We start from the raw sequence: 26976 nt of genomic DNA, 5'->3' as shown, positions 1-26976 counted from the left end.
TCATCTTTATTTGACGATTTTACTAGCTTTTTCATTTTAACTCTTTTTTGACACATTCGCAAAAGTGAGATGCACCCGGCGATCGCTTGTGCAAAAGAATAAGTATGAAAGCGTAGCCAGCGGCAATCTTTTCCTTGAAAAACGGCAATTTTTTTCCTTAAGTCACAGCTTTTTTCGCCATTTCATGACAATTCTGCATACCCATTTAAAGGAGGATCATTTGTCCAAGCCCAAGTTCGACCGTTCGATAATTCAATTCCTCCACCATTAGTAGTTAGACTATCGTTTTGTGCAGACCAATTTATTGGCTGTCCTACAAAATACACTTGGAGACGCACACAAATAAACGCGCTTCCCATACCAACCCCACCTCCTCCCCAAGTAAATCCAACTGCTTGAATATTAGCAAGAGGAAAATGTCCATCCAAAATAGGGTTTAAGGCTGCATTGATTCTATCTTGGGTTAGTACACCAGCAATATTAACGCTAAAGTGAGCACACCTTTTTGTAGTATTTCCTGCATTCACATATATTACTATCAACCCAACACAAGGATCGCACCCGCGTGTTCTTATTTCATCATTTTGGTCGCAATCTAAAATTTCACCAACATTTACTGTTACTGGCATTTCGCTTACCTCATTTAAGGATGGTTACTGGGCAAAAGAAACATAAGATATTTTGGTAAACTCTGATTTTACAGGTATTCTAGCTTATGTTTCTTAGGAAAATATTTTGAGATGTCTTTTAAGTCATCAAATCACTAGCTGTAAGTTATATCGCTAAGAACATCGCAGTGGCTAGTTGGGGCATCCCCTGGGGGATTTATCATGTATTGTTAGCGATCAGACTCGATTGAATTCAAATAATTTACTCCTCATAGATAAACCTATATTCTTCCCTTGTGAGAGAATGCTCATCTAAAAATTTCTTCATTTTACGTTTGCCCTCTGCAATATTTTGAGAGCAAATCGCTACAGAAGCATAGGGAACTTCATATTTTTCTTCAGGGGGTATGTCTTTCTCTAAAATACTGATAAAGAAATTTGAATCTGACGACAACTCTTTCAGCTTTGCTTCATCTATTATGTGCTTATGTAAGGATGTATAACAAAGAAATCCATTGTAGTAGATTCGTGGTAAACTACTTTGATTCACAAACGGTTTGATGCGGCAAGCAATTAGGTAGGAATACAAAATTAGGTTAACATCCCGTATATTAAATTGCCATTTAGATACATAAAAACCACCCATCCTTGCATTGATTTCTAAAATTTTTACGCCTAGCGGTGTGTAAATTACGTCTACACAAAAAACACCATCTTTTAAGCCAATATTGTGGCAAGCTTTCCAGGCTGAATGAATCAGATTTTCTTGTTTCTCTATGTCCAGCAAACTAGGCATAATTTCCGTCATTTCATTACAGAGAGTAGGCACAGTAGGTCCATTATCAGTGACATAACCAGCTACCAACTCACCATCAAACATGATTATGTCAACATCATGTTCAGACCCTTGCAAGTAAGGCGTGACAAATATTTGATAGTTAAAACCTAATCCAGCACCATATTGTGTGGCGGTTTGAATATAGCTTTTATACTCTTCATACCTAGCTATTAATTCTTCTTCTGTTTGAATTACCTCCACCCCAAAGGAAGCACTTCCAGTATCTAATTTAATTACTAAAGGATAGTAATATTGCGGAACCTTATAGACATCTGCAACATCCTTTAAAGTGAAAACTTCAACACCATTGGAGAATCCTCTAGCTTCATGATAGGGTTGATCTGGTTCAACAGATAATATTTTTTTATGAGTTAGAAACTTACTTTTAGCAATGCTTGCCGATTGATAGCTGTTGGTTGGTTTCCCTAAAAAACTAGCTACTAAAGAGGACAAAGGTACATTATCTTCCCAAAACGTAACTACGCCATCTATAGGCGTGTGATGCTTATGAACAACTTCCACAATAGCTAAAGCATTTTCAATGTCTTTGGTATGGTCGTCAATGTCAATATTGAAAAATTGACTGCTGTAGCTGACAGCGAAATGTTGAGGATTGCTATCGACCAAAATGATATTGATACCTACTTGATTGGCAAATTCAAAAATATTCAGCTTTGAGTATCCTCCACCTCCAATCATCAATATATTCTTGCCTTTCAGCATATATTGATAGGAGCGGTACAACATCGTTTCCACCCATTTATCGAGAATATCAGTCCTGTTGGGAGAATGTTGTACTTCGTATAACTGTAAGGTGCTAATACAATCGCGCTCGTTGACTTCAATCAGAATTGGCTCTAATTGCCTATTGTAATTTTTCAAAACAACATCTAAACCAATAAAATCAGTTTGTTTGTTTTGGGCGACATGGGTTAAATATTGTGTTTCGTAGCCAATAATAGACTCTAGTACCGCTTCGCCTAATTGCTTAATCTTGTTAATTAGTTGATTTTTATCCTCGTTCGTCAACTGAAGCAAGTTAAACACATAGTCAATTGAAAAACTCTCGGAAGTATCTCCATTAATTGGTTGGTCAATATAACCTAGATTACAGATAATCCCAGATGTTTCAACCACATTATTGGGGCGGCGGGTTACAAACACCCTCAGTCTCGCACCCAGGTTACTATTCTCAGTAATACTTGAATCGATAAATTCCTCCACAAGCAGACAATCATTGTCTTGGAGTGAATCTAAACATTTCTTAAAGTTTTCAACAGCCCTATCCAGATTATCTTTTGATTGAATAGTGCATAGTCGGCTTCCCATCCACCTTACTCCAGAAGGCTTAATCACAAATTGAGAAGCCGGAAATGCCGTTAGATATTCTCGGATTTCATCACTAGAAAGATTTCTAGATAGGGAAATAAATTGAATTTTTGGAGTGACGGGATGATGGCTATATTTTTCTAAAAAAAAGCCAAAAGCCATCGCTTGGGGTACATTGATATTTCTTGCAGCAGTAAGTAAGCGAGTATGCAGTTTGTCATTGGTATATTCTTCAAGTTCTATACCACTTGACATCGGGCAGTCCGCCAGTCCCTCATAGAACTGAAATTTTTGAGCCTTCTCTTGGTGGGCTGGTTCATAAAAACTGAAAGCTGCTTCGGTGCAAAAATTACATAAAAAAGTTATCCTTTGAGGAGTTTTGAATTTGGTGTGAAAACATTGACCCAATTCATTCATTGTAATCCCTTCAAGGAGGTATAATGCAGATTTATCACCTTTTTGAATAACTTTTACCCAAGTCGGATCAGGCACAATAAAAGCACATTCCGGCAAAATTTTACTGGTGGCTAGCAGTAATGTAACCCTTTCATTTGCTAAAGCAAAGAAAACAATACAGGGTTTATTATCATCTGAATCTTGTTCTATATGAGATTCTTTGAGCGGCTTCAATTTATAACTTTGAAGAACTGAGTTAAACGCATCAAACATATTTAGCTATGGCTCTAAACTATTATGGTACTCTGAATCTTAGTAACAGGAACTTCCGCTGCTTTGAAGGTTGTGTGATTCATTTCCTTGCAGAGGGGGAGTAAATACGCATACAAGTCGCATGGTAGTCTTGGCTCTCAAATAATGTTTATCATGCTTATCGAGAGCATACATAGTGCCAGGTTGAATTGGATATAGAATCCCATCTGCCTCTACTTCACCTTCTCCTTCGATACAATAGCAAGCTTCTATGTGATTTTTGTATTCTAGGAGTGATTCAGTGCCTGCGTTAATGATAGTATCTGTGAGTGAGTAGCCCATTCTATCTCTTTCTACAAGAAACCTGCGACTCTGACCATTTCCCCAGGCAATGTCTCTTGCTGTATTAATAATTTCACTCAGCTTCCTTACGATCATCTCTTGTTTAACTCCAGTAGTATATTGACCTGCTAGTTTGCTAATGGAACACGAGTTAGTGCGATCGCTTCCCTTCTTGTTAAGCTTAACCAAAAAACGATTGCCTTTATTCAAGTAAAAAAGAGGAGGGATGGCACTGGTAGTTTCTACTTTAAGACGATTCCTAAAGCCAGTTTCTGAATATTTCGAGTTAGGGGCTTTTTTTCTAACTTAATGCCCCCTATGAGATAAGCGCGATAAGCGGAAAAGGGGGCGAAAGCACCCCCTCTTCCCCAAATTTCACCAGCCGCGATCGCACCACTTCGTCTCAAACTCAACTAAAAAGCGATCACTGGGGTATCGGTTAGCGCAGCAGGGGTTGGGGGTGGCGCGGGTGACGGTGGAACGGTTTATCGAGCGGGGTTCCCGGCTTTACGAGCAAGGTGCGACGGCGAGTCGCATTGGGGAATACCAAGATCGGTGGTGGAGATGAGCGAGGAGTGGGGTGTAGGGGGTTGAGAGCGTTAGGGTTGGGACTCAATCACACTCTAATATCTCACCGTTCGCTCATCTGGATGAGAGGGTAGCCAAATAACCCGCCAAAGAGTGTAGTAGTAATGGGTAATTTGGCTATAGAAGATACCCTTAAACTGTCTATCCGTGCAAATGTACTACTACCTTGAGGAAAAGAGCATATTGACTGTCTTCAATCCTCCTGTTTTTAACCTGAAGTCATTACCCAGTAAGGAACACACGTTTTTTGGGCATAGCGTGCGATTGCGTCGGCTGTGCTAGGATTTCTTTTTTTGCAATATCTCTGCGCTGAGGTTGTGCATTATTTCTTCTCTGACATCCTTGTATCGTTCTTGGTTCAGCGTTGTGAGCAACTGATCCCACCAATATTGAATTGTGAGATCGGAATCGGAGGCCAATGCCCCCGACGAGTTGAACCATTCTTTTGGTATTTGACTACCCGGACTATGTTTTTCCTCGTTCCATGAAAACTTGCTATTCGATTGGCTGTATGTCAGACTTTCCTCTAGGACGTATTTCTTGCGGTAGTCTTCCTTTTTTTCTAGGGTCAGGTTCTCGTGGGTGAGGATATTGTGATATTCGCAAAGCACGTTACCGATACCTGTTCTCTCCGGCATCCTATAACGTAGTTTCTGGACATGGTGTCCTAACTCATGGCGCATTGTCTTGCTGTCTACTTTGTCTGGGAAGAAAATGTAGCTTGCAATCTTTGATGCGAAGTATCCACCGCCGCTGATGAATTGTTGCGGGTGGGTGGCTCTCATGTCGGCGTCAATTCCTTTTACTGCGTCTTCTCCAAAACATTCGATGAGTAGAGTATAAAGGGTCTTATCTTTGTCGGCTGCATTTGCATAACAGAGGATATATCCACCTTGTTCTTCATAGTTTGCGAGAGGGGTATCCCAATTTACTTTGGGTTTGTATTCACTGTAGGTTGGGAGAACTACTGTTGTGCAGCATTCGCTGGGGTAGGTCAGACCTACTGTTGCTGTCGCGTTCTTAAAATCGCACATGATTTTGTTCTTGGCATTGAGTTGCCTGCATTCCATATCGAGCTTCCTCGTCTCATCACTTCTATGACGCTCGTCAGGCACTTTTTGTGAGCAACCAATTGGACTTGGCTGATTTGAGGAAGTTTCACATCTGAGAAACTTGTCCTCATTTTCATTCCCGACAGACTCTTGACTTGGGATAAAGAATTGGGAAGACGAGAGAAACTCCGAGTGTGGAACTGTAGTAGAAATTCCCCCCCCGTTCCTCCTTGTCTAGCTTTTCTTGCATCCTTAGCACTGGCAGACCGGAATTTTCATTCTCGTCTCCTGTTTCTTGATCAAATTGGGCATTAGTCAATGTCGGTGCAGACTGCCTTTCACACAGCACCGCCTCAACGCACTGGCAACCATCGCTCTTTGCTTCTAACGTCCCATCATTAGTCGCCGCAATCATCACCCACTCAGACTGCTGCACATCACCCGCTACCTCCTGCGCTTCCTCACCCCCAAAACTCTCTACTTCCTCCACCACAACTGCAAGTACCGTCTTCCCTGCTCTGGCTTCAACTCCCCTATTCCCCCCCTCCCCGATAAAATATCCCCTCAACTCCTCACGCAGAATAGCCCGCGCTTGCGAAATGCGCTTGCAGACATTCGGGTAGGAAATCTCTTGTTGTTGGGCTATCTCTGGATAAGACAATTCCTGATAAAAATGCAGGATAAACGTCTCGCGCAACCTGGGCGGTAAGTTATCAATGGCACGACGAATCACAATCCTTTTCTCGTCAGTCTCCATTGCACAATAAGGCGTATCCTCACTCCGTACCAGTCCTTGCTCCTCACAAGAAGCGTAACCTTCTATATCCTCAACTCGATTCGCCCCCCGACTGCGTTCACGATAAATGTCCACGCACAGATTGCGAGTCAGTGTCGTCAGCCATGCCTTAAAATTATAAATTTCCCCCGCCGCGTACTTTTGCACCTTTTCCCAAGCTTTCAGCATCGCCCGACTAAGTGCATCTTCAGCATCAGTAGAGTTCCCCCCCATCCACTTAATGCAGCAACGGTGAAGATAATCTCGATACTGCTGCCATTGCTGCCAAAACCCTTTCCCTAAATCTTCAGAGCAATCCCGCAGGTATGATGCATTAACTGTTTGAGAATCTGACATAAATAAATAACTGGTAGTGAACCCAATTGAGGAGAAATTAAGACTTGAACTTTAGAAGGTTTTATCTATACAAGCTCACGCTGATTTGCTCACCAAAGGCGACTTGGTAGAATGCCGCTCAAAAGCCTCAGCGATCATTTCTGACATCAGTTGTGCAAACGGGATGCCAGCGAGATGCAAGATAGTACCAACTGATGTTGCACCTTCGTCAACAGATTTAGGCATAGGTATAGAGGATATGCCACAATTAGGATTCACCTCAAGAACAAAAAGGTCTTGGGAATTCTTATCCATTCGGATGTCAACTCTTCCATATCCATTTCCGCCAAGTGAGCAATAGGCACGTTTAGCCAAATCGCTAAGTCTATTACACAACTCTGGAGTGACTAAGCGGCATTCAAAAAGTGGTTCTTCTGGTGGGAGCGTAGTTCGTCTTCCATCAATCCCCAAATGATATAAATCGTAGGTAACAAAACGCTCGGTTTCAGGTAAATGAGAGTTGAAATACTTCTCCAAAGGCGGATAAATTTTGATATCCTCTGGATGATTGGCAGAACCGATAAGAAAAACTGTAAATTCACGACCATTGATAAATCGTTCTACAAAGATATTTTCTTGGGTGAATGGAATATCATGCGTTCCTTGAACTAGCCATTGTATTTGTTGACGTATCTGATCATCACTGTAAACTACCGACTGTAAAGATAGTCCCCTGGCTCCCATAGAGATGGCAGGTTTAACAATGAGTGGAATACCAAGGCGCTCACAAACTCCCTGAATAGACTCATCACTATCTACAACTTCATAGGGAGCAGTAGCTACACCTGCCTCAACAAAAGTACGCTTCATCGAGATTTTGGATTCGCCCACATTGAAAAAGTTACTATCTGCCCCTGTAAAAGTAATACCTTTAGCTTCCAGTAGTTTTACAACCGAAACGCCAGGGTAGCCATCAATCTCATCAAGCCCCTCGCAATAATTCAAGACTAATGGAATGTACTCATTCTTAGAAGCAGCTACCTCCTCAACAACCAGGTGCTTATTCTCTAACGTAATCGGCTGCCACTTCCACTTTAAACCGAATTCTGCAAAGACATCTGCTAGTTCCTGATGAGTGGCAGGATTGTCATATTCTTCGCTGATCAACTCTTGTCCTTGGATGCAGTAGGGAATAAATACCCAAACAAACAGCTTACTGCTAGGTACAGGTAATTTCTGCGAGGTTGTCATTGTTTTAGTAGCTCCAGTATTAACAGTAAATGTCGGTACAAGTTCACGCTGCTTTGCTCACCAAAAGCGACTTGGTAGAATGCCTAGCAAAAGCCTCTGCGATGATTTCTGACATCAGTTGTGCAAACGGGATGCCAGCCAGATGCAAGATAGTGCCAAGAGAGGTTTGGTTTAGGTCGGAGAAGTCAGTCAGAGGTATAGAAGAAATGGCACAGTTAGCATTAACTTCCAGAACAAAAAGCTCTTGAGAATCTTTGTCCATGCGGATATCTACTCGCGCATATCCGTTGCCACCAATTGCACAATACGCACGCTTGCTGAGATCGCAGAGTTTTTCGCTCAAATCCGAAGCTACCTGTTGGCAATGGTAAAACGCTTCCGAGGAGGACGATGAAGATTCTTCAATGTGTTCGCCCCAGAAGTTATCGTAAGACCGAAATTGTTGAGTTTCAGGTAAGCTGGACTGAAACACCAGTTCAATCGGCGGATAGATTTTGAGGCTTTCCGGTTGCTGGGAATCACCTAGCAGGAAAACTGTAAATTCACGACCGCTGATAAATCGTTCTACAAAGATGCTGTCCGGTGGAAACTGCATCTCGTGTACCCCTTGCAGCAATCGCTGAACCTGTTTACTCACCTGTTCATCGCTTTCGACAACCGACTCCAGTGAAATTCCGATACTGCCATAGGCAAGTGCCGGTTTTACCAGTAGAGGTGTGCCAAGGCGATCGCAAACTCCCTGAACGCGGCTGGGGTCTGAAATAACTTCATAAGGAGCAGTAGCTACACTCGCCTCCATAAAAGCACGTTTCATCCAAATTTTGGATGTGGTGAGATGGAAAAAATTAGAATCTGCACCTGTAAAAATGATGCCTTTTTGTTCCAGCAGTTTGATAACAGAAGTACCAGGGTAGCCATCAATCTCATCATTACCATCACAATAGTTCAGTACCACTGGGATATACTCATTGCTAAAAGCAGCTACCTCTTCTACAACCGCCTGCATATTTTCCAAGGTGATCGGTTGCCATTTCCACCTCAAGCCGAGTTTTGCAAAAACATCTACCAGTCCCTGACGATACCCAGGATTGTCGTATTCACTGCTCAACTCTTGCTCTTGAATGCGGTAGGGAATAAACACCCAGACAAACAGCTTACTGCTAGGCACAGGTAATCTTTGTAACATTGATATTTTCTCTATTAATTGGTTGCCAAACTGTGGCATAGATTCCTCCTTATTGAATTAAATCTGTAGGTTAACCACTAACAACGGGGCACCCTTTATCCATCACGAACATGACATCTGCACGCAACGCATGAGCCATTTTGTGGGTAATGACAATCACCGTGCATTTCTTGGCAATGCGCTCTAAAGTTGTCATGATTTCCACTTCTGTTGCGGGGTCTAATGCTGATGTAGCTTCATCCAGAATTAGACTCACTTTCACTTAGAAGACAGCTAACTGCATCCATTGTCCTCCCAAATCTTTCGATACCTTTCAAAAAGTTGGCTCAGTACGAAATTTATTGCCGGACGCTGCTATTGCACCCATACGTCCGCTGTTGAATACCTTGGCAGCAGTAATACTCGGATTTTTCGAGCTACTACCCTCTGTAGATTCAATTTTAATTTTTTTGCAAATTGTACTCTTCAGCTTGTTATTTGTCATCTATCTTTAGACATAATTATCTTAATTCTTTGGAGAGATGCTTGTCAAGGAAATCAATAAAACTTGTGTAAAGGAAACGTCATGGAAGGTAAAAATTCAACATTTCCTGGTTTGGGCCTGAGTAACGTAGAAAAAGGTTGAGAAGAAATGCCCCAATTTACATTCACTTCTAGAGCAAATAGTTCTGTAGATAATTTATACATCCTTATATCATTCGTCCATAGGGGATTTACTGATATAACAATGATGTACGCACTATTCTGTAAATCACGAGCTAAAAAATAGCCGTAATTTTACTGATAGGTGCGATTATCGCGCACACTCAGAACAATAGGTCAGTAATTAAGTAGAACCCCCTTTTGTAGCGTTAAACCTTGATGATAACTGTATCGTTCAAAAGTTATGAAAGTCTATTAATTGCTTCCACAGCTTTTGAGACGCATCTTATCTCTATAATACTTCCTCTCCCCCGCCTTTGTAAGTCGGAAAAGTCGGATCGTAAAGTCGGAAAAGTCGGATCTTGCATAATCTCTCGAACTCAGGTTCCTACAACTTTAGGGAACAGTGTAGGACTGTTGCAGGACAGCTAGCAAAACCAGACAATGCTATGGCTGCGGTGGTGGGACACCGAGGGCAATTTGCTGCTGACAGGTGCAGAACGAGCCTCTAGAACCCAACAAGCACTTTTTGATGCAATTCCTCGGCTGTTGGGAATGGGATTGAATGCAGAGCAAGTGGGATAAGCCCTGGGTTTATCAGTAGAGTTCGTCAGGCAGCATTCCCAATCTTGATGCAGCTAAATTTGGCTTTCCCACACAAGAATTGTGGATTCTCAATCTAGCAAACCTTGCACTGCATCCGGCTATCGCCGTCACTCCCTAAAAAACCAAGGACTCTCGTGGCCAGGGGGTAAATTTTTACCCGACTGTCAAGCTCTGCGAGACAACAACATTTTAGTCGATTGATTGTCAGGTTAGCCAGACAACAACATTTTGCCTTATTATCGAAGTCAGCCTTACACTCGTTTTCAGCCTCAACGGAGCGCAAAAACCAGACAGGCCAGCCTCAACTTTATTGCTTGCATAACGGCTGCTATGCTACAAAATCGCTTCTAAAATTTTAGCTGCTTGGCAATTTTCTCAGACTGCGTAAACTTGATTTTTTATTCAATGTAGATACTGTAACTTGACTATTTAATCAATTCACTTGTTGTTAAAAAGGCTAAAAAATAGCTAATTTTTGTGCGCCCTAAAGTCAGGCAAGTGCAGTATAAAGTCAGACGGAAAGCAGTATAAAATCAGTGAGATTACAGGCATTTGCAGGGGCTGCACTTTACCTGCAAATGCCTCTGTAAATATCCTGCAAATGCCTGCAATTTTATGCCAAATTACTGCTTTTTTGTGTCGAGCGTACATTGGCCTGTTGGGACTGGTTATGGCTGTTCTCAATCGGTAGCAAGCAATGGTTTTGTGATCGCAAACTCTGACTTTTACGTGCAAACAAAAAATAATGCACCTTTATGAATGGGACATCCTAGGTGTCAAGGCGCTTGATTTTTATCCGATATTCGACTGTGCCGGCTGTTCACATTGCTCCTGCTGTTGTGACAACTTCGTACCAGCACTGGCATCAATTCCTGCCGTCACACCTGGGTAGCGAGCGATCGGCTTGAGCGACAGCTCGATCGCCCATGACGGAGCTCATAGAATCAAACAGGCGATCGGCTACTCATCTCGCGCCGTAGCTTCAGCTATTAAGAAGGATTTTGCGATGGCAACCGACGTGGGTCTTTCTTGCATCCACCGATGTTTTGGCGATAGTTAGCGAGACGCAATTTGAAGAGTTTAAGCAGCTAAAAGGTGAGGGGCGATCTCATAAAAACGCATAAAAACGCATAAAAACGCATATTGCTGAAAGTTTTCCTAGGTCTGCCGCTCTTGGATTTTCCCTTGCTGACCACGGAGACACCAGGAGCGATCGGCTTCTTCGGCAGCCCGATCGTTTCTGATTGATTCCCCTGTAAATCGATAGGGAATAAGAAATTACTATTTCTATAAATGGATAGGCGGGGAAACAACACTTTCCCCCTTTAAAGCTGGAGACTGTTACAGCTCCCTCAGCCTATTCATATACAGCAAATTCCATGTAAATGTGGTACACTACATTCAGTACATCAGCAGAAAAAATGAAAGCTTATTCGCTCGAGTTTCGTAAAAAAATAATTAAAGCCTATGAACAAGGTGATACATCAGTCAGGAAAGTAGCCCAACGTTTTGATGTGAGTAAAGCCTTTGTTCAAAAAATCTTAAAACAAAAACAAACGACTGGTCACATTCAACCAAAAAAACAGGGTGGAAGCCTTAAAAGTGTGTTGCACTCGTCCACAGATAAATTGGTCCAAATGGTAGAAAAATATCCTGATAGTACCTTATTAGAATATTGTGAATATTGGCTAGATAGCTACCAACAATCTGTCAGTCCTAGTATGATGTGTCGCGAATTAATCAAACAAAATCTGACGCGAAAAAAAAGACAATACGCAGTAGTCAATCTGCCACCGACCGAGTGCAACTTTTGAGGTGTGAATATTGGGACAAAGTGAAAAATATCGACCCTGACAACCTCGTTTTTTTGGATGAAATGGGTGTTCTATTGGGGTTAACACGAACCCATGCACGTTCAAAATGTGGTAGTAGAGTCTATGATTTAAAACCATTTTATCGGGGTGCTCTCATTCACAGTTATTGGAGCAATCAGCTTAAAAAAAGTAGTAGGATTAATGACGCTCAACGGGGCGATGGATAGTCAGGCATTTGCAGTTTTTGTTGAACAGTGCTTAGTGCCAAACTTATGGGAGGGTGCAGTCGTTGTTATGGATAATCTACCAGCCCATAAATTGGCGGTGATTGAACCACTGATTCAAGCCGCTGGTACAAGTGTTCTGAATTTATCACCCTATTCTCCTGACTTTAATCCAATCGAATTATGGTGGTCACAACTCAAAGCTTTTTTACGTAAGTTTAAGTTTTCGCCCACTACTACCAAGATGGTTGATGTTTTACTAGCTACGGCGCTTGACGCGGGTTAATCCACAGCACTTTAAAAACTGGTTTACAAGCTGCTGCTACTGTACTTCATAAACCTGGAATCCGCTGTATGTGCCTTTCGGTTAGCTGCATTCAGTGCCTCCATCTCTCAATTCAGCAATTATTTTTTCCGTCTTTCTGCTAGCACGGCGCTGTCCATAAAGTCGTGCAGCAAAGCTTGTAATTATCGCTACCAAGTCTTGCATTAACTCATCTTTTCCGTTCTCTGCAAGATTAACTATTTCTAGTTTAACTCCTGACCGAAGAAGCAATACGCCTAAATAATTCGTACCAAATCGAGCCAATCGGTCTTTATGTTCCACTAGCAGAATGTCGTAACCATCTTGTTGTAGTAGTGTTTCCAACTGCTTTCTGTGGTCATCCAATCCGCTGCCTATTTCTTTTACGTTTCTAACGATTTGATAGCCATTAGCAATGGCGTATTCAGCCAACCGCTCCGATTGGCGGTTAAGGTTTTCTTTGTTTTCGGAGGAAGAGACTCTACTGTACAGGGCGACTCGATTCTTCTTGACTTCGGTGGATGACGCTTGTGGCACGTAGTCAACGATGATTAGACCGCTTTCTGTTTGTCGTGCCGGATGTGGTAGTTTATTCGCTTTCCACCACCGCCACGCAGTTGTGTAACTTATGCCTATTGCTTTGGCGTAGTCAGGTAGTTTCATTTTGACCTCCTGACTACATATTACCATCATTGCTTACTAATGCTTATAACTTTAATGAAGTTTTACAATACTTTGCCATAAAAAAGAGCGGATTTTTTAGGCTGACTGATGAAGAGTTTGAGAAGCTAGAATCTTACTGCGAATCACCAGGGAGCTCGAAATCCGATGCTCTAAGGGAACTCATTAGAAGCCTTAATATCAAGAAAAAGCCCTCAAGCGAAGGACGAGGCTTTAGACCCAAATTTTCGGCAAAAATAATGGAATCCTTATAAAATAAGGATTCCATCTATCGGAGCGGCGGGATTTGAACCCACGACCCCTACTACCCCAAAGTGGGGTTAAGATAGTTGTAATAGTTATTCTGTATAGCTTTTAAGGATTATCAATAACTGATATATCAATTTAATCGTTTTTTTAAGAATTTTCTTGGGAAGGAGTTAAGGAGTCAGGAGTCAGGAGAAGAGCTTTCTTCCCTCCTGACTCCTTTTCTCCTCTCTTCTTCTTCGGAAGATTTTTTATCCTCGATGGCTTCTCGCTGCTCAAGCCATTCGATCAGGGCCATCCTCACGATCGATGCTAGCGACTGATTCGGTTCGATCGCCTGAGCTCTAAGCCGATCACGCAGTTCGCCTACATCAAATGTAAGTCGATCACGAGAATCCCTACTTTTTCCTTTAATCTTTTCTGTGCTCATTTTTTTAGCATATTCTATGAGCGCAACAAATCTTAGATTAAAGTTTTAAATTCTCTTGACATAACATCATTTGGATGTTACAGTGCAAAAACGCCTGGTAAACGTGTTGAAGCACGCTCACCAGACTTTCCACCAATGCCGCCACACGGCACTAGGAGACAGCATTATGTTACTACAGCCACAGCATCTAGTTGTGGTTGAACGTTCGTTCAACCGCAACTGCATTGTGAAAGGTTTCGGAAAAACGGCTCAGGAAGCAGCCGAGAAGGTATGGAATCAGAGACGAGCTTTCGGGTACTGGGACGCAACGAAAACTTACCCCAAACCCAAAGCTGAAGAACGAGGCGAAGAACCAGGCACTGAAAAAGGAAGCCCACGGGACAATCGATAATTTTTTTCTCTGGCTGTGAGCTACTTGAAAGACAGCCCCAGCTATCCCTAAAGTAGCTCATACAAAGACATGAAACGCCGAAACACAATAACCGCGCAAGTTACGGAAGAATCGGGTAGGCGCAATTTCTGGACGCGATCGGAGTTAAGGGCAGAACTGGGCAAGATTTCCAACAAAACGAATAAGCCAATGGCAGAAGCAACTTTTAAACGAAGATTGGCACTGCTTGAGGAAGAATGCCCAGAAATTGAGCGATCGCTCTATAGTCGCAAATTCTCGGATTTCTCAAAATGGTGTCTGGTTCAGCTAGAGGAAATCTTCCTCTTTTGCGATCGAGATATCGACAAAACCCGCAATTACTTACAAAACATAGGAATCAACACAGATGAGTATTTCAAGAATCGAACTCAAAGCTCAACTCGGTCTGGGCAAAGTTAGCGACATCACCAATGTCCGTAAAGCCCTTGGTCAGAAAGATTGGCAGAACTCTCAGGTTTTAGAGGCTGATGCTCTCGAAGTGACTGAATATTACCGACTTGTTCGCGAAGAAATGATTATCCCGTCGGAAGCATTGCTACAAATTGCCAGCAACCGAACTGGCAGCAGTGAATATCAGAATGATCAAATTGATGAAAGTGTGATCGACCATAGCGAACACCGCGACGGTCAAGAAGAAACCAATGGAATGGTACTTGCTATTCGATCGGTCACTCAAGAAGCCAGCTTAGCAATGACTGATGTTGCTGAGGCAGCATCCGAACAAATAGTTGATACTTTTTGCATTGCCCTGGGTGCAAATGTAGTGGATAAGCTTCAAGACAGAGCAACTAAAGTTCGAGCGAATTTTGGTTCAATCACTAAATCTATTCGATCGACTCCTTTAGATCTCCGTGGTGGAAGTTTACCGGGAAAAAAACAGCAACCGAAACAGATAACTGGACTTTGGGGCTAATCGAATCCTGCATAGAACTAGCTGGAGCTTACAGCGAGCGGCTAATTCTAGAAGAGCAAGCTCGTTCAGCTTACCGAGAAAAGTTACTCATTGCCTTGGTTGTTTATGCGAGTTTGCTCTCCTCATCACATTGCAATTGTTCAAAAAGACAGAAAGAGGAAAAGACAATGATTCAGTGGCTAGTATCGATTTTTAGACCTTCTGGTAATCCCTATCCAATTTCAGCCCCTTCAGTTTGGATGACAGGAGTTTGCTAAATGATTCCTATAACCTCTGACAAAGTTTATGATTGGAGTCCAAACCAGAGAGTTTACGTCTACAGTGCTCAGAAACAATGTTTAGAACTCTGCCAAGTGAAGGACTTGGATTTGTCTGAATTAGGCGATCGAACTCGACTTCTGGAACCAGTAGACGACAACCTGCAACTCTGCCAACCAAAAGAACGAGAAATACCGCCAAATTGTGTAGGTGGTAGGCATTGTCCTTATCCTGGAGTTTGTTACCGTTTCGAGACTGAACAGCAAGATTATGAATGTACATTTGCATCTGACGACGATTATCTCACTGCTGATTGTTGGGGGCAATAACGAAATCGGGTTAATACTTCTGACAACAGTAATTCTGAATGTGTGGGGAAATATCCAGCAGGGCAAGAAAGTTCAAAACATTCAATACCGATACAAAAAGCTGAAGGATGACAAAGGGTGGAAATAACGACTGATATGCAAGCCATTCTCGATTTCCTGAAACTTTTTGGAGTAGGCAGTACAGCAGAAATTGCTTTCTGTACTTTAATCGCAGAATGGCGAGTAGAAATTGATGTTCAAGATATGGCAGATGAAGGTTGGGTAAGACTCTCAACTGATCGCGCAAGTAATATGATCGCAACGATTGTTAATCACAGCAAGGATTATTAACCATGAATGACCAATTTTCGGCAGATTCAATACCAACAAGTAAGGATTCAGAATCTGAGTATCCCTGGATGAGCAGAGCTATCCCAGCATTAATGGTTGGTTTCGCTGCACTTTGCTATCAAACGGGGTATCAAGAAGCTCTCAAACAAACGAAACCGACGATCGTACAGGGCAGTCAAACAGTTCACAACACCACAGTTTATCAGATTGCTCCTTCAGTGGGCATTGACAGCAACAATAACCGTCACACAGTAGAGTAAATCATGGCTAAAAGAGTCGGAACTATGAGCTATGAGCAACTTCAAGCCGAACGGGACGCGAACGAATTGCTCAAAACAAATCTGAAAGCTCAAATCGAACAGGTTACTGATTCACAACTTTGTTTGCACTTGCAGCAAGAGCTATTACATATCTCCAAACGCAATGAAAAACTGGCAGGACAACAAGTTCTTTTGATGAAAGGGGGAAAACCTAAAAGACCGATCGATATGTCCCTTGAAGAAATTGAAGCTGAACTCGAAAAGAATAAAAATACTGTTGCCCAATTTGAGCAACAGTTGACCTCCAGTAACTTTGACACACGGTTTAATGCTAGCCAAGAACTTCGGACTCTTTATACACGAGATAGAGCATTGTCTAAACAACGAGTCGCACTGTTGAATCATTCGATCGCCATTTTGAAGGAACAGTTAAATGCGACACAAAAACGCTAAATCCACTCTAATTCTGAAACACCAACGGCAACCTAAGAAGCCAAAACCAAAGAGAAAAAGTGATTATGTCCCTGGGTTTAATTACATTTTCCAAGACGGTTATCTGTCGAAAATTGGTTTGAGTGAAACACCAAAAACACGTCACTATTTCCTGTCACGAGAGTACGCAGCCAAGTTACAAATTAGGGCGATCGTCTTCACGATGAACATGAAACTGACAGAAAAAACCATGCACAAAATCTTTAAGCGTTGGAATGTTCACCGCGCTCCCGGATTTGATGGTAGGACAGAATGGTTTGAAGCCAATCCTTACAGAGTTTTACTGATGCAAGTCACGCTATTTCTTCTCTGTTGGCTGGTTAACTTCGCTTACTTAGCTCTGGCTGTTTTAATTTTGATGCTCTTTTCCTCTCTGGTTTTTAGATAATGCTCGAACGTATCTTGAAATTCTTCCCAAATCTGTTGGCTTCTCAGCAGAAAGCTAGTCAGGTTTCCCGAAAACTGAGTAATAAAATCTTTCAAAATTGTAATCAGGATGTTCGACATCTACTGCCAGGTTGCTATTTCTATGTAGGGTTGCAAATTCAAATCAAGTTTTTCTCTACATATTCAGAATTTCTGAAAGAAGATATCGAATATTGGGATTGGATAATCTATGACGGTTTTGGGCAAGTAATTCTAAAGACTGGGGTGGGAGATACCAGAGATGAGGCTGTTGCTCTAGCTCAAGTTTGGACAGTCGAATTTCTTCAGGGCAAAGTACCTTTTTCAATCGTTCCAGGTGATCAAAATGCTTAAGCAAGTTTTGAATTTTGTTCCAATCAATATTCTTCAAAAGATTGGTACTTCGATCGTAGAAATCTTACACGAAAAAGATGAGTTACGGAATTGGCAGCCGGATCAATCCGCTGTATCCGAAACTTACTGTTATCTGGACTTAGAAATTAAAATCGTTGCCTGTGTAAAGTTAAATTACTGGTACTGGTATTGGTTTGTTTGCGATGGTAGAGGTACTGAAATCCTTGGAAATGGAACAGCTACTACCGAAAATGATGCGATCGCTCTAGCAGTTAAATGGGCTAATGCGTTTCTAGCTGATGATGTTGATACTTTAGCTTTAGCTGAGGAAGAAATAGATGTTTGATTGGCTACTTGGTAAAGCTCCAGCAAGAAATCAATTTTCTCGCAACATTTACGTTTTCAGCAGCCGTCGCCCAACCCAAATTTTTACATTCTACGGTGATGCAGAAATTTGCGTTCTTCAGGCAATGAAAGCAGTTGAGCGCCAACTTCCCAAACCTGAACCGGGAGAAATGGTCAAAATTACAGCTTACCTAACACCGAATGGTTTACCCGAATAATGCGTAAAAATCTCAAACCAATCCTGAGTCTGTTGCCCGATTCGATCGTCCTGTCATTCACCAAACAACTTCTGATTTATCTGAAATTGAAAGGTGCAATCACAGAATGGGTGATTGATCCACCAATCTCTGACGAATATGAGCACTGTGGATTGATTATCCGTTTGCGATGCTTTCACATTGATGGAGAGGAACGCTGGAGCGAACAATGGATCTGGTATGTCTACGATGGTATGTATCGGTTTCTTGACCAAGGCATGACCTATGACTCCGCTGACTCCCTCCTAGCAGCCAAAAAGTGGATCAACGATTTCATGGAGTATGACGATGAAGAATTGGGAGAGGTAAGCAATAATGTTAGATAAATTCTTGAATTTGTTGTCCGATCGTACCGTCAGCAACTTAGCCATGAAACTCTTGCTGAATCTGCAAAGAAGAGGCGTTATAGAATCGGACTCTGATGCTGAAGAATATGAACATTTAGGCTTAACAATCCAGCTTAAATCGGTTGAGTTGAACACAAGAGTTAAATGGTGTGTGTACGATCGACTGAAACAAGGTGCTTCTCACGACACAAAATCAGCTTTGTCCGATGCAATTATCTGGATCGATAATCTAAATCTTGATGATTCAACACAATTAGATTAAGAGGAAAATAATGCAACAACTACTCGACCAAGAACAAGATGTTTTGACCTACCTTCTCACAACGCTAGTCGGTGGCGCTCTTGATGCTGAAGGTGAGCAACTGTTGGATGAGGTCTTTGGCATCACAACTGCTGACTTGAACCAACTCACTCCCCAAGGCTGGGCTGCGATCGGCGATCGGGCAATCCAAGCAAAATGGTTTCTTGACCACATCACCGAAATCAAAGAGAAATTCAAGCTACTCATTGACGCACAAATCTGTTTCCGTGAGTTCCAAGGCTGGCTGATGGAAGCTGGCTATAAAGGCGCTGAGAAAATTAAGAAAGCTCAGATAGATGTTGCCGTTGCTCGTGCCAAATATGGCGCAACAGTAGAAGTCCAAGATTATCGACTTACGAAAAGCCAAGAACAATTCACTGGGGAAACTGAACAAGATAAGATTTTCTGGGACAACACGGTAATTGCTGCCCTCGCCAAGAAAGTTGCCGAAGTTGACGCAGCCAGTTTAAAGATGCAAGGAAATCCAGAGTTTGCTGCTGATTTAGCAAAATGGAAAGAAGAAGAAACCAATATCTATAAGCAAGCTTCATACGGTTTGAAACACGGTACTCATGGTTTGAGCCATCCATCTCTCGGCGGTTCCACTTCTGCTCCCCTCCAAATTAGTCAGTCCAATTACTCTCAACCTCAATTTGTTTCAGCTTCAAGTTCAGCTACACAACGATCGGCAGCAGTACAACGCTCAACAACAGCCAAAGCGAAGGATTCCATCAACGTAGCGGTTAACTGGTCAGGCGACATGGCAGGCAAAGTTAATGGTGTTGCTTCGCAGATAAATCGTGGTTTTTCAAGATTTACTAAATTCATGAGAGGTGAAAGTTGATTATTTCTAAAGGTCAAGTTTTCAAAGTCGTCAGCTCGATCGATTACAAGAACGGCGCTGCTGCTACGACAAATACAGGCTGGGTAACGACAGATGACCATCAACCAGGAATCAAAGTACCCAACCGTTACGGATATTTAGTAGTTGCTGAAGCTTCCGCAATACAGAATATCGAGATTTGCGCCAATTGTTGTCTGCTCTACGGCAAAACCTTCAATAAATGCACCAACCATGTTTTTACAAACTCCACAATTACCACAAAACCAGAAGCCTGCTGTACAACAACCACAGCAAGCTAAAGAAGAACTGGTTTTCAAGCCGTCAGCGGAACTGAAACACCTCAAGAATGTCAACAACTGGCTATTTTTGGTAGTGAAGTTCTCGATCGGCATCGGCATTGCAAATTTATTCCGGCTCTTTCCGTCACATCTTTTCTTAGGAATCGTGGCGATCGTCATCGGCTCTCTGAGTCTGTTTTTCATGTCGCCAGCCGATCGCGCTTATGTCGGACTCTGGCGGACAGGCGGTGCAACCTTGGCGATCGGAGGCATTCTCTGCTTCTGGGATTTGTATTATCTCCTGACCTGGCAGCATGGTTTGGCGATCGCAATCTTTATCATCGTCGCTATGTGGATCATTGGTGCTGGTAGTAAATAACACTTACCTCCCTGTTGCTACGGCTGTACTGGTTTGAGTCAGCAGCAGGGAGATTTTAAGTCTTGGCATCACTCCTCACTCATCAGTCATCACTCATCAGTCATTAGTCATCGGTCATCAGTCATCGGGCATCGGATCGGAAATCGCGCGCATCTCGCGCATCGGGCATGGGCATCAGGTATTGGATTTTGGGTATTGGATTTTGGGTATTGGGGATTGGGTAAAGGATAGGAGTCATGAGTCATGGGTAACAGGGTAACGATCGGGTCATTTTTCGGAGCATTTTGCTCTTTGGCGCTGGCATTGATGCCGCTTCCTTTCGATCGCTGGGTGGGAGTTCGGCAAGCCAGCTCTGTTGCTGCGATCGGCTGCGGATATTTTGGCTGGCAGGACAGCCAGAAAAAAAAGGAGCAGCTCGAACGGCAAGAGCTTTGGGAATTTGAGCAGCGACTGAAACAACAAGCGCTTGATGCTGCTGTTAACTCCGCACTCACCGATGTCCTGGTTGAGGAGGTAGTGGTCAAAGAGAAACTTCGGGCTGATGCCTCGGTTGAGGTCTACAAAGCGGAGACTCAGCAGAATTTTGTCCGAGTCATGGCTCACGATCACCCCACCATTCTTGAGCATCTTCTCAAAACTTCACAACCCCCAATACCAGAAACAAAAACAGTTTTTGATTCTCAGTCAGAAACAGAAACAGATTTTATTTCTGATTCTGTTGTTGATAGTGTTCCGGGTGGTGTGGCAAGAGAGAAAACAGTAGAAGAAAAGAGAGCGGAGTATATAGCTGCTGCCCGATCGAAGCTGTTGAAATTGATTGAGGAGCATGAAGGAGGATGGATTGCACAACTGATGCACAAACCCATCCTAATTTATGGAGATATGGGTAGCTTTAAAAGTTACTTCGCAGCTTTTTTAGCACTGTGCCGGCATTATTTATATGGTCACGAAATCATCTCGATCGCTGACCCTCACTTTCATCAAAATTATGATGAATGCTGGAAAAGTTTGGTTAAGTTGGGAGTTCCCGGCTATGGCGCAAATCAAAACTTTGAAGAAGTTGGTCAACAACTTAACGCTATGTACGATCGATTTAAGGTCAGAACGTTGAAGGATGATTGGCTGACTTCTATCTTTGATGAGATGACACAATATGGCTTTGAAGAAGGTACGGCGGAACCTGCCAGCAAACTAACCAGAAAAGTTGTTGGCGACCCTCGCAAAGGCAAAGAAGCGCCTATCTTCATTGCTCATAATGATACTAATGCTGCTTTCGGCGGTGGTGATGGTTTTAGTAAATCTGTTAACTCAGGAGTTATCAAACTACAGTTACGATCGGACAGCAAATATCAGCCACTTTTCAAAGGAACTATTTCGGGCATCAAAGATGAAGAGGGAGAGTGCATCAAAGATTTACCTATTTCTATTTTGCCGTACTGGATACGCCCTGAATGGGTCTATGAGTTATTTAATGGCTTTAGTTCAGAGTCGGACAATCAAGTTATTAGTAATTCAGAAGTTGACCAGAAACCTGATTTAAACCTTAGCTTGCACAACACAAAAAGGGAACTACAATCTGAGAGACTACCTGAAATAGAATCGGACATAGAATCGGACATAGAATCGGACATAGACAAACTAAATCGGGCATTAAATCAGTCAGTATCGTGGGATTATTGGTTAGCAGAATCAACCACTGAAGAACTCGCTCGACAAATAGATTTACACCGATCGCAAGCCAGCCAAAAGTCAGATAATTTACCAGATAATTCAGCAGATAACTCAAGTGAAGAATTATCAGCTTTAGATAACCTTATCAAAAGCGAGATAATTCCAAAAGCCTTACCCAGAGAGGATTATCCAGTTATCTGGGATGCCGAAGATTTCGCAAGATTACTGCCCAATGAGTCAGAAACAGCAGTTTTTGAGCGCATTTTGGAATTATCCGATAAATATACAAGTGCCAGCAAACTCATACAAATTGGTTTGGGTTTCACCCAGGGGAGAAGGAAGCCTCGAAGTTATTCAGATGTAGGTAAAAAGTGTTTTCAGTACATAGTAATGAAGTACGGAACACCCTCTCTGATTGCTAAATTCAAGGATTACTTGGAAAAGAGGTAAGTCCAATTATTGGTCAATTCGTAGCTTGCGGGTCGCGTAGCGACATCGTAGTACATCAATCAAACAAAACTAGAAGAAAAAAGGCGTAAACCAACCCCAGGCGAATCAGTATTTTTGGCGGGAACATTGACAACAGCCATACTCACAACTGCTGAAGTTGTCCCCAATGTAATGCAAGAATTAAAAGAGGACGCGCATCAAGCAAGTCAAGAATTGAAGCGCACAAAGTCTGCAAATCCAGCAGACACTTTTACTGCTGGACTAATCATAGGTTTGGTTGGCGGAGCCGTAGGAACAACAAAGGTTATATCGGATAAAATTAATAATCCATAATGACCCAAAAGTAAATCTCATAGTAAAATCATTTTAAGTTGTGATTTTACTATGAGATTTATGGATCAGTTAGCAGTTTTGTTTTTTCTATTAGGTATTTTGACAGGAATCTTAGTGATACTATTCCTCCGTCAATTCATCTAGTAATTTTGGAAATCCTCTGAGCTTAACAATGCGAGGTGGTTTATTGCTAAAAAAACTCCAAACAATTAATGCAAGCCCAGCAACAAGCTGACCGTCTTCATTACTAACACGTTTACAAGCGATAAGCAATTCTGCGATGCCTGCGATCCCTCCGAAAATAGTTGACAAAATATCTAATTGATCCTGAGTAGGTTTTTTAAACTTCATAGTTTTCTAGAGTAATTTAGTCTTCATCTTCATCGTCAAATTGTCTTTCGATCGATTCAATTATATTGCACGAGCCAATATCCAATTTTTTTTCAATAGCCTCCATTCTACATTCTAAAGTTATCCAGCGAAGTTTATTCATATCTTGCCAGCGCCGTAACTTAAACGCAGTAGATATCGTATCGCTTTCTTGTTTTTTGCTAAAGTTGTGACAAAACTTATCAATTTTGTAGACTAAATCAACCTTAATTTGTCGAGATGCTAGCCAAAAAATATAAGTTGAGATGGTTGCAATAATACCGATCGAACCCGCAACATAATCAAGCGTTTCTTGCTTCATTTTTCCATAGATTAGAGTTTGTCACCTGGAATGATAGTTGTTGGAAATACAAAATTTGGGTCAGCAATATACCGTGGGTCAGACTTGACGCGATCCATAAAATCAAAGTGTTCGTCAGGATCGCGACCTACAAAACATCCAGCTCCGGCGGTGTAAATGTCGTTCTTAGGGTGGCCGTACCCGTGGTGCTGATTTATGCCGAAGTAACCTTCATCGATCGCATCCCCAGTCCTCATCATGTCCCGGTTCCAATCTCGGTAAACGCGAACAGGCGCAACCTGGATAAGAGCTTCGTGCGGGTGAGAGTAACCGTGAAGGCCGACTTGCCAAGCTCGATACTGCCCAAAGGCAATTCTAGCGGCACCGTTAGGGTTCATCGGATTGTCGGTGTAGTAGTAGCCCGGTTCGGTTGTGGCTTCCCAAGCACCTTCGATCTGGGGCAATCCATCATAAAAAACTAAAAGCAGTCGGGCATCATTGAAATGATTTGGAGTATCGGCATTGAGGGTTCCGTCCGGGTTCATCCCTTCCACATAAATTATGTTTTTTTCTCCCGCTCGTGTAGCCAATTGGTAATTTTTGGCTTTCATATAGTTAACAATTTTTTCAGCTAATTGCATTGTTTTTCAGGATAGATTTAACTTTTTGAACTCGTAAGGAAGAATTAGGTCAGGCTCTGACCAAAGCCCTAATTTTTTACGATTAGCAGCAGCAGTTTCTGTAATGACACCTCTGAGTACAGTCAATTCGCGGGTATTGTAGGCAAAGCGATTAAATGGCATATAAGTAACTGCCATTCCAGTTTTGCATAACTGAATTTGTATGTTGGTTGCTGCCGATATTTTGTCAAAGTAACAATCGCATACCCAGCGATCGTATATATCTTTCTCGATCGGAACCGTGATTATTGATTTTCCTGCTACATAATTCATCAAAGCTGTCTTAGCTTTTTGTGCCCATTCCCAGTGTTTAAGTATTCCGGGGTCGGTGCTAGTTTGCCCATTTTTTTGAGATTCAGGTGAATCTATCCACCGCAATCTTACTCTTAGTTCTGCACCTGGAGAATCTAGCAATAAAGTATCACCATCAAATACCAATTTAGAAAAGCAGTTATAGACAGTTCCTGGTGTTATCATGGTAGCCTCAAAAGTATTTTATCTATTGTAATTTAATTTTAAGGCTTAATTAATGCTATTGAGAATTGACTAAAACAGGTTCGATCCAAAGCCGTTTACTATCTCGCCAGCGCTTACCCTCACCTGATTCTAACATCCTCCAATGTCCTCGTCTCCAGTGAGTACACGGAGAGAAATGAGCTTTTTTGTCTGCGGATATTACCGAGAAAGGTTGATATTTTTTACCCAACCATCGGGGATATCTGACATTAGAAAAAGTGCAATTGATAGGCTGGAATCCTTTATTTTTTCTCTTGATTTCAGATTCAGTAACGGACATCAATAAATCTGGTGAAAATTCCAGAGCCAACAACACATTGATTACTAAGTTTCTGATGCGTTGGAGGAAAGCTTTATCATCGATCGATATTGTATGTTTACCCAAACTCTCATTTTCATCGTAAATCAAACTACCGTCAGCTTTGACCGCAGTTCCTGAAGTCCAGACAGTTTCTAATGAATCTACGGTGCAAATCTGAAAATATAGATTGTGTTCTAGCGAAAACGGTTTAATTTGAATGTTGTGCCAGCTACCAGAATTCCACTCAGGATGTTCACAATCGCTACAAGAGATTGTGAGATAATCCACTTCACCGCCGTCCGGTGTGTGGATAAATCCTTTAGGTATGGCTAAGAGAAAAGTCGGTAAGGACGGTAGCCAGCCTGCAAGGATACCAGGTTTAGCAAGCGCATCGGTTCGATCGAACGCTGTAATTAATTGCTCAGTCAAGCAATAAATAGGAGCATCTTTGATAAACCAAAGAGCTGTTCGGTAGCTATGAATAAATGCCGAAATATCAACTTTCGCATATTCAGAACCGCAACTTGACAAAGCTACCGAGACAATTCCGCTCAAAGTATGCCAGTTGATGTAGTTCGGAGGCATTTTATAGGTGCGATCGCCTCTGATTTCTTTAAGCAAATCTTTCTGGATTTCCTCAAAGATTTTCAGGCTGCGATCGCGATTAGGATTTTTTTCGTCAAAAATGATTGATTTTAGTTTCATGATTGATTTCAAATGTTAACGTAAATGATTCGCGTTTTCTCCGCTGGCATCCGTCTTAAATTGGCTTTAACTCCATAGCTAAGACCGTCATGAACTGCCAACATATAATCTGCCGATGCGCTACGCGCCCGCAAGCTACGACTCATTAGGATATCTTGACGTGGATATCGACCTGCATCAATGATTGGATATCCAAAACCTATACCGCTTCCCGCTTCATAAACTTTAACGTTAGGATATTCCAAAACATTTAAAAACGCCAATGCTAACTGATCAAAACCGCGATAATTCCCGATTAAAATTGTAGCAGTGAGCTTCATGATATTGTGAATTCGCGTCCACATTTCCTCGTTCATTTTCTCAAGTCTTTCGGTTCCCGTGAGAAATACTTGCATAGATTTAGGGTACAATAGTTGAGTTGATGTTTAGAATCAATTGACTGTTACATCGCGTTTGTAACAGTCAATTTTTCTAGTCTTTTAGATTCTTTTGAGAAGCATTCCGATTCGATCGTACCGATCCGATCGGCAACCGTTGTCAAAAAATCCAAACTGATAGTGAGAGTAGTTGATGCCGAGTACCGAGATAACGCAGTAGTGGCTGTAATAAGGGAATAATATTGAACCTAAATATGGCTCAATATATTCGTTTTTCAAAAGTTTAGCTGTCAGTTTTTCATACTGTTGCTGGCTGTTTTGTCCCAGAAGTTCTAAAGTCTGACTGTTCATTTGTTAACGGTTAGCTAAAAGGCTGCCACTCTATAGCGAAGCTCCACGACTATAATAATTAAGTTGTTTGACTTCTGTAAGTTTATCGATCGACCACATCTTGGCTAACAATTCACCAATTTCAGCATAAGTTTCGGGAGACTTAGCAGATTCAAATCCCTGGGTTCTATCCGCAAGAGAACAGGTGTTACGGTAATAGCGAAAAAGTCTTTGTAGCTCTGGTTCAATATTCAATCTATCCCAACGTAGTCGATTGGCTAATCTTAGCGCTGGTTGGTCATATTGAATGGCTGAAGGATGGATAAAAAACTGATTGGAATCGTTGATTTTTGTGAGATAGGGTAGTGACATATTACTGTTCGTAGAAATCACTACCCTACAGCCTTGCACTGAGCGAAGTCGAAGGGAAGCATTACTTATTGTCTAGAGCGTCGGTACAGTATTAGAAGTTGACAAAAAAAGAGATATATGAATCTACCCCGTCAAGGAATTCAACTCTA

At 42.0% G+C, this 26976-nt stretch carries 41 protein-coding genes and 1 pseudogene; 23 read left to right on the top strand and 19 right to left on the bottom strand.

Annotated features, from left to right (window positions below; genetic code table 11):
• Window positions 1-182 precede the first annotated feature (182 nt).
• From QUA16_RS25205 to QUA16_RS25165, 9 genes are all read right to left on the bottom strand, one after another.
• Entirely contained in the window at window positions 183-629 is a 447-nt protein-coding gene (locus tag QUA16_RS25205) for a hypothetical protein (protein ID WP_333106754.1), read from the bottom strand.
• A gap of 241 nt (window positions 630-870) precedes the next feature.
• Window positions 871-3444: an ATP-grasp domain-containing protein gene (locus QUA16_RS25200; protein ID WP_333106756.1), complete on the bottom strand. Its 2574-nt coding sequence runs from the start codon at window positions 3442-3444 to the stop codon at window positions 871-873.
• 39 nt (window positions 3445-3483) lie between these two features.
• Complete coding sequence (locus QUA16_RS25195; RefSeq protein WP_333106758.1) at window positions 3484-3954, bottom strand: ectoine synthase; 471 nt, start codon at window positions 3952-3954, stop codon at window positions 3484-3486.
• Between the two features lie 677 nt (window positions 3955-4631).
• Window positions 4632-5423, bottom strand: a complete 792-nt coding sequence (locus QUA16_RS25190; RefSeq protein ID WP_333181423.1) for a hypothetical protein — start codon at window positions 5421-5423, stop codon at window positions 4632-4634.
• A gap of 115 nt (window positions 5424-5538) precedes the next feature.
• The gene (locus tag QUA16_RS25185) at window positions 5539-6537 is read right to left on the bottom strand and encodes a sigma-70 family RNA polymerase sigma factor (protein WP_333106760.1); all 999 of its coding nucleotides are present in this window, start codon (window positions 6535-6537) and stop codon (window positions 5539-5541) included.
• A gap of 75 nt (window positions 6538-6612) precedes the next feature.
• Window positions 6613-7767 carry an ATP-binding protein gene (locus QUA16_RS25180; protein ID WP_333106761.1) on the bottom strand — a complete coding sequence of 385 codons (1155 nt, stop codon included), beginning with the start codon at window positions 7765-7767 and terminating at the stop codon, window positions 6613-6615.
• Between the two features lie 43 nt (window positions 7768-7810).
• Window positions 7811-8953, bottom strand: coding sequence for a hypothetical protein (locus QUA16_RS25175; protein WP_333106763.1), 1143 nt, complete (start codon window positions 8951-8953; stop codon window positions 7811-7813).
• A gap of 70 nt (window positions 8954-9023) precedes the next feature.
• The gene (locus QUA16_RS25170) at window positions 9024-9149 is read right to left on the bottom strand and encodes a hypothetical protein (RefSeq protein WP_333181421.1); all 126 of its coding nucleotides are present in this window, start codon (window positions 9147-9149) and stop codon (window positions 9024-9026) included.
• A 117-nt stretch (window positions 9150-9266) separates the two neighbouring features.
• The gene (locus QUA16_RS25165; RefSeq protein WP_333181420.1) at window positions 9267-9437 is read right to left on the bottom strand and encodes a hypothetical protein; all 171 of its coding nucleotides are present in this window, start codon (window positions 9435-9437) and stop codon (window positions 9267-9269) included.
• 590 nt (window positions 9438-10027) lie between these two features.
• On the opposite strand from QUA16_RS25165, the pseudogene QUA16_RS25160 reads away from it, so the two are divergent.
• The 4 genes and pseudogenes from QUA16_RS25160 to QUA16_RS25145 form a co-directional block, all read left to right on the top strand.
• Window positions 10028-10180: pseudogene (locus tag QUA16_RS25160) on the top strand (Uma2 family endonuclease); the annotation flags it as partial.
• 925 nt (window positions 10181-11105) lie between these two features.
• A complete protein-coding gene (locus QUA16_RS25155; protein ID WP_333106765.1) occupies window positions 11106-11261 on the top strand; it encodes a hypothetical protein in 156 nt (51 codons plus the stop codon).
• Window positions 11262-11622: 361 nt separating this feature from the next.
• Window positions 11623-12015, top strand: a complete 393-nt coding sequence (locus tag QUA16_RS25150; protein ID WP_333181418.1) for an IS630 transposase-related protein — start codon at window positions 11623-11625, stop codon at window positions 12013-12015.
• A gap of 147 nt (window positions 12016-12162) precedes the next feature.
• Complete coding sequence (locus QUA16_RS25145) at window positions 12163-12525, top strand: transposase (protein WP_333106768.1); 363 nt, start codon at window positions 12163-12165, stop codon at window positions 12523-12525.
• An 81-nt stretch (window positions 12526-12606) separates the two neighbouring features.
• On the opposite strand, the gene QUA16_RS25140 is transcribed toward QUA16_RS25145, so the two are convergent.
• Both QUA16_RS25140 and QUA16_RS25135 read right to left on the bottom strand, forming a co-directional pair.
• Window positions 12607-13206 (bottom strand): IS607 family transposase, encoded by a 600-nt coding sequence (locus QUA16_RS25140; RefSeq protein ID WP_333106769.1) that lies wholly within the window; start codon window positions 13204-13206, stop codon window positions 12607-12609.
• A 445-nt stretch (window positions 13207-13651) separates the two neighbouring features.
• Window positions 13652-13900 (bottom strand): hypothetical protein, encoded by a 249-nt coding sequence (locus QUA16_RS25135; RefSeq protein WP_333106770.1) that lies wholly within the window; start codon window positions 13898-13900, stop codon window positions 13652-13654.
• Window positions 13901-14066: 166 nt separating this feature from the next.
• Between QUA16_RS25135 and QUA16_RS25130 the strand changes: the two genes are divergently transcribed.
• The 19 genes from QUA16_RS25130 to QUA16_RS25040 all read left to right on the top strand — a co-directional run bounded on the left by QUA16_RS25130 (window position 14067) and on the right by QUA16_RS25040 (window position 22876).
• On the top strand, window positions 14067-14291 hold the full coding sequence (locus QUA16_RS25130) for a hypothetical protein (RefSeq protein WP_333181416.1): 225 nt from the start codon (window positions 14067-14069) through the stop codon (window positions 14289-14291).
• Window positions 14292-14360: 69 nt separating this feature from the next.
• Entirely contained in the window at window positions 14361-14729 is a 369-nt protein-coding gene (locus QUA16_RS25125) for a hypothetical protein (RefSeq protein ID WP_333106774.1), read from the top strand.
• Window positions 14677-15243, top strand: coding sequence for a hypothetical protein (locus tag QUA16_RS25120; protein ID WP_333106775.1), 567 nt, complete (start codon window positions 14677-14679; stop codon window positions 15241-15243). The genes QUA16_RS25125 and QUA16_RS25120 overlap by 53 nt, the downstream gene beginning before the upstream one ends.
• A complete protein-coding gene (locus QUA16_RS25115) occupies window positions 15234-15500 on the top strand; it encodes a hypothetical protein (protein ID WP_333181414.1) in 267 nt (88 codons plus the stop codon). Before QUA16_RS25120 ends, QUA16_RS25115 begins: the two co-directional genes overlap by 10 nt.
• Window positions 15501-15830, top strand: coding sequence for a hypothetical protein (locus QUA16_RS25110; RefSeq protein ID WP_333106776.1), 330 nt, complete (start codon window positions 15501-15503; stop codon window positions 15828-15830).
• Window positions 15831-15947: 117 nt separating this feature from the next.
• Window positions 15948-16160: a hypothetical protein gene (locus QUA16_RS25105; protein WP_333181412.1), complete on the top strand. Its 213-nt coding sequence runs from the start codon at window positions 15948-15950 to the stop codon at window positions 16158-16160.
• 2 nt (window positions 16161-16162) lie between these two features.
• Window positions 16163-16420: a hypothetical protein gene (locus QUA16_RS25100; protein ID WP_333106780.1), complete on the top strand. Its 258-nt coding sequence runs from the start codon at window positions 16163-16165 to the stop codon at window positions 16418-16420.
• 3 nt (window positions 16421-16423) lie between these two features.
• Window positions 16424-16873: a hypothetical protein gene (locus tag QUA16_RS25095; protein ID WP_333106782.1), complete on the top strand. Its 450-nt coding sequence runs from the start codon at window positions 16424-16426 to the stop codon at window positions 16871-16873.
• Window positions 16854-17300, top strand: coding sequence for a GIY-YIG nuclease family protein (locus tag QUA16_RS25090; RefSeq protein WP_333106783.1), 447 nt, complete (start codon window positions 16854-16856; stop codon window positions 17298-17300). Before QUA16_RS25095 ends, QUA16_RS25090 begins: the two co-directional genes overlap by 20 nt.
• Entirely contained in the window at window positions 17300-17671 is a 372-nt protein-coding gene (locus tag QUA16_RS25085) for a hypothetical protein (protein ID WP_333181410.1), read from the top strand. The genes QUA16_RS25090 and QUA16_RS25085 overlap by 1 nt, the downstream gene beginning before the upstream one ends.
• Complete coding sequence (locus QUA16_RS25080) at window positions 17664-18017, top strand: hypothetical protein (RefSeq protein ID WP_333106785.1); 354 nt, start codon at window positions 17664-17666, stop codon at window positions 18015-18017. The genes QUA16_RS25085 and QUA16_RS25080 overlap by 8 nt, the downstream gene beginning before the upstream one ends.
• Window positions 18010-18234, top strand: a complete 225-nt coding sequence (locus QUA16_RS25075; RefSeq protein WP_333106786.1) for a hypothetical protein — start codon at window positions 18010-18012, stop codon at window positions 18232-18234. The genes QUA16_RS25080 and QUA16_RS25075 overlap by 8 nt, the downstream gene beginning before the upstream one ends.
• A complete protein-coding gene (locus tag QUA16_RS25070) occupies window positions 18234-18599 on the top strand; it encodes a hypothetical protein (protein ID WP_333106787.1) in 366 nt (121 codons plus the stop codon). Before QUA16_RS25075 ends, QUA16_RS25070 begins: the two co-directional genes overlap by 1 nt.
• Window positions 18589-18882, top strand: a complete 294-nt coding sequence (locus QUA16_RS25065; protein ID WP_333106788.1) for a hypothetical protein — start codon at window positions 18589-18591, stop codon at window positions 18880-18882. Before QUA16_RS25070 ends, QUA16_RS25065 begins: the two co-directional genes overlap by 11 nt.
• 10 nt (window positions 18883-18892) lie before the next feature.
• Complete coding sequence (locus QUA16_RS25060) at window positions 18893-19765, top strand: hypothetical protein (protein ID WP_333106789.1); 873 nt, start codon at window positions 18893-18895, stop codon at window positions 19763-19765.
• Complete coding sequence (locus QUA16_RS25055) at window positions 19762-20064, top strand: hypothetical protein (protein ID WP_333106790.1); 303 nt, start codon at window positions 19762-19764, stop codon at window positions 20062-20064. Before QUA16_RS25060 ends, QUA16_RS25055 begins: the two co-directional genes overlap by 4 nt.
• Entirely contained in the window at window positions 19997-20422 is a 426-nt protein-coding gene (locus tag QUA16_RS25050) for a hypothetical protein (RefSeq protein ID WP_333106792.1), read from the top strand. Before QUA16_RS25055 ends, QUA16_RS25050 begins: the two co-directional genes overlap by 68 nt.
• A gap of 243 nt (window positions 20423-20665) precedes the next feature.
• Window positions 20666-22543, top strand: coding sequence for a hypothetical protein (locus tag QUA16_RS25045; protein WP_333106793.1), 1878 nt, complete (start codon window positions 20666-20668; stop codon window positions 22541-22543).
• A 126-nt stretch (window positions 22544-22669) separates the two neighbouring features.
• Window positions 22670-22876: a hypothetical protein gene (locus tag QUA16_RS25040; RefSeq protein ID WP_333106794.1), complete on the top strand. Its 207-nt coding sequence runs from the start codon at window positions 22670-22672 to the stop codon at window positions 22874-22876.
• Window positions 22877-22996: 120 nt separating this feature from the next.
• On the opposite strand, the gene QUA16_RS25035 is transcribed toward QUA16_RS25040, so the two are convergent.
• The 8 genes from QUA16_RS25035 to QUA16_RS25000 all read right to left on the bottom strand — a co-directional run bounded on the left by QUA16_RS25035 (window position 22997) and on the right by QUA16_RS25000 (window position 26827).
• On the bottom strand, window positions 22997-23227 hold the full coding sequence (locus tag QUA16_RS25035; protein WP_333106795.1) for a hypothetical protein: 231 nt from the start codon (window positions 23225-23227) through the stop codon (window positions 22997-22999).
• Between the two features lie 16 nt (window positions 23228-23243).
• Entirely contained in the window at window positions 23244-23567 is a 324-nt protein-coding gene (locus tag QUA16_RS25030) for a hypothetical protein (protein WP_333106796.1), read from the bottom strand.
• An 11-nt stretch (window positions 23568-23578) separates the two neighbouring features.
• Window positions 23579-24187 (bottom strand): hypothetical protein, encoded by a 609-nt coding sequence (locus tag QUA16_RS25025; RefSeq protein ID WP_333038882.1) that lies wholly within the window; start codon window positions 24185-24187, stop codon window positions 23579-23581.
• Between the two features lie 6 nt (window positions 24188-24193).
• Window positions 24194-24703: a thermonuclease family protein gene (locus tag QUA16_RS25020; RefSeq protein ID WP_333106797.1), complete on the bottom strand. Its 510-nt coding sequence runs from the start codon at window positions 24701-24703 to the stop codon at window positions 24194-24196.
• Between the two features lie 55 nt (window positions 24704-24758).
• A complete protein-coding gene (locus QUA16_RS25015) occupies window positions 24759-25748 on the bottom strand; it encodes a hypothetical protein (protein WP_333106798.1) in 990 nt (329 codons plus the stop codon).
• 8 nt (window positions 25749-25756) lie between these two features.
• On the bottom strand, window positions 25757-26143 hold the full coding sequence (locus QUA16_RS25010) for a hypothetical protein (RefSeq protein ID WP_333181408.1): 387 nt from the start codon (window positions 26141-26143) through the stop codon (window positions 25757-25759).
• A gap of 84 nt (window positions 26144-26227) precedes the next feature.
• Entirely contained in the window at window positions 26228-26476 is a 249-nt protein-coding gene (locus QUA16_RS25005; RefSeq protein ID WP_333106801.1) for a hypothetical protein, read from the bottom strand.
• 30 nt (window positions 26477-26506) lie between these two features.
• On the bottom strand, window positions 26507-26827 hold the full coding sequence (locus tag QUA16_RS25000; protein WP_333106802.1) for a hypothetical protein: 321 nt from the start codon (window positions 26825-26827) through the stop codon (window positions 26507-26509).
• Window positions 26828-26976: the final 149 nt, after the last annotated feature.

The sequence above is a fragment of the Microcoleus sp. S13_C3 genome (assembly GCF_036700905.1).
Taxonomy (GTDB): domain Bacteria; phylum Cyanobacteriota; class Cyanobacteriia; order Cyanobacteriales; family Microcoleaceae; genus Microcoleus.
Note: the sequence above shows the minus strand (reverse complement) of the source record. Positions and strands in the feature narration are given on the sequence as shown.